General features: G+C 42.8%; 1 protein-coding gene. It reads right to left on the bottom strand.

The window, feature by feature from the left end; genetic code table 11:
• Window positions 1-318: 318 nt before the first annotated feature.
• Window positions 319-1,652 (bottom strand): IS3 family transposase gene (locus ELS83_RS21580; protein WP_430438943.1). Its coding sequence is split into 2 segments (ribosomal slippage): window positions 319-1,326 and window positions 1,329-1,652, totalling 1,332 coding nucleotides; the frame shifts between segments, so codons are not numbered across the junction.
• Between the last annotated feature and the right edge of the window lie 88 nt (window positions 1,653-1,740).

The raw sequence follows: 1,740 nt of genomic DNA, 5'->3' as shown, positions 1-1,740 counted from the left end.
TGTATGACGTCAAAACCAATTGGACAAATCGATACCTAAAATTAAGAGATACTTTTTGATCTTACAATAGCTTCATGACTACAACAAGCTATTGGCTTATGCATCCTTTTTTTGGATACTTATTTTAGAGAATTAGCCATGATCATGACTTCAGGTCCGGTTGATTCGATCTTGTAACCCTCTTCACAATTGGATAACAGGTTCTGTCAAGAGTGCCCTGTGTGGCGCCTGCGGCAGGGCATTTACCTGCTCTTTACAGGTTCTGTTAGGCAATTATCTTTGTTTTAAAGATGGAATCGATTACCTTCTTTTAGGAAGCTACGAAGCTACCTTCCGGTTTATCCTTCTTCTTTTCTTCATGGTTTCGTTCTTGATAATTAATCTCTGCTGCAATCGCACCCGGTCTCTGCCATAGTAGACATCAGCGGGAGTAAGGTTGTTTATGGATTCATGATACCTTTCATGATTGTAATAATCCACAAATTCTTTAATCCTGGCTCTCAGCTCATCTGGATAATAGTAGTTGTCCAACTTTACAATGTTTTTCATCGTTCGGTGATAGCGCTCTATCTTTCCTTGCGTTTGAGGATGATAAGGCGCACCTTTCACGTGTCCCATTTGTGAGTCGTTGATAAACTTCGTAAACTCATGGGAGACGTAGCAAGGACCGTTGTCAGACAAGAGTCTGGGACGCCTGTCTTCGGGAAGATCACTGGTCCGTAATGCTTTGTCGATAACTTGCATCGCGTCTGTTGACTCCATGCTCTTACAAAGCTCCCAAGTGATWATATAACGAGAATAGTCATCCATGACCGTAGCYAGGTAATACCACCCCCAACCAATAATCTTGAAATAGGTGAAATCGGTTTGCCATTGCTGGTGAACACGAGTGGTTTTGTCCTTGAACTCATCMGCTGCAGCCATAACGATCCAAGCCGGRCTGGTTACCAGACCTTGTGCCTTCAAAATCCGGTAGACACTGGATTCGCTTATGAACCATTTTTGAGTGTCRGTTATGTGATGAGCGATCTCCCTGGGCGATAGTTCCGGAYGCTCCAAKGCWGTTTCGATAACCCTGGAACGCTCTTTTTGAGGGATACGGTTCCAAAAAGAACGACGTTTGACATTCTTAGGCAGAAGSCCCTCATAGCCATCTTGAAGATAGCGTTTATACCACTCATAGAAAGTGCTTCGGCKTATACCAAGCTCTTCMAGCGTTCGCTTGACYCCAAGTTCCGAACCTTCTACAATTCGAATGATTTCCATTTTTTCACTGGCGCTTCTTCTCATATGCTTGYAGTTTAYTCGGTACCAGTTAGACTTTTTTTAAGCATACGAACTTCAAGACTTAACTCCGCAACGAGCTGCTTAAGATCCATATTCTCATTCTTGATCTGGTGAACCTCGCCAGTAGTAGCCTCACGTTTTGTATTGCCCATTAGCCTRCCTTTGCCAGCCTCAAGGAAATCCTTGCTCCATTTGTAATATAGATTAGCATTGATGCCTTCGCGCCGACAAAGTTCTGCGATGCTTGATTCACCCCTCAGGCCGTCGATGACGATACGGATCTTTTCTTCTGCGGAATACTTCTTGCGTGTGTGCCGCCTTATTTCTTTTACTTTGGACTCAGTACTCTGTTTTTTCTTTTTCATCTTCCAGACAATTATTGGTGATAAAAAGTTAAGAAATCCATCTCTTAACTTTTATACCAATCTGTCCAAATTAGGCTGAAGACTTACA

The sequence above is a fragment of the Marinifilum caeruleilacunae genome (assembly GCF_013141825.1).
Lineage (GTDB): Bacteria > Bacteroidota > Bacteroidia > Bacteroidales > Marinifilaceae > Marinifilum > Marinifilum caeruleilacunae.
The sequence above is the reverse complement of the archived record's forward strand: the minus strand, read 5'-3'. Positions and strand labels throughout refer to the sequence as shown.